The organism is Vibrio sp. 10N.222.49.C9, assembly GCF_041474985.1.
GTDB classification, from domain to species: domain Bacteria; phylum Pseudomonadota; class Gammaproteobacteria; order Enterobacterales; family Vibrionaceae; genus Vibrio; species Vibrio crassostreae_C.
The window spans coordinates 1-312 of record NZ_JBFRVD010001508.1 but is presented as its reverse complement, the minus strand read 5'-3'; the positions used below and the strand labels follow the sequence as shown (position 1 = coordinate 312).

2 pseudogenes are annotated in these 312 nt (G+C 43.3%); both read right to left on the bottom strand.

Annotated elements, in window-relative coordinates:
- Positions 1-210: pseudogene (locus AB4585_RS28985) on the bottom strand (tail-specific protease); the annotation flags it as partial.
- 18 nt (positions 211-228) lie between these two features.
- Positions 229-312: pseudogene (locus AB4585_RS28980) on the bottom strand (RNA chaperone ProQ); the annotation flags it as partial.

Sequence of the window (312 nt, the reverse complement as noted above, 5' to 3'; positions counted from 1 at the left end):
AATCTCTGCTGAAAATTGATCGTCTAATTTGAATTGCTTGTAATGAGAGCGAGTAAAACGTGAAGTCACTCGTTTAGCAGCAGTTTGATGCTGAACTTCAGGGGTGAGAACAGGTAAGTCTTTTACCGTGAGGTTTGCTTCGACAGCATTTGCAGAGGCAGCTAGCATAACGCTAGCTGCAATCAGCGTAATCTTTGAACGCATTTTCATTCGCAGGATAAACTCCTTTTAAGCGCGAAGATGCTCCGCCTTAACAACCATTTGCAGGCCATTATTGAGTTGCACTCGCACATCATCCTTGTTTACTTCAAC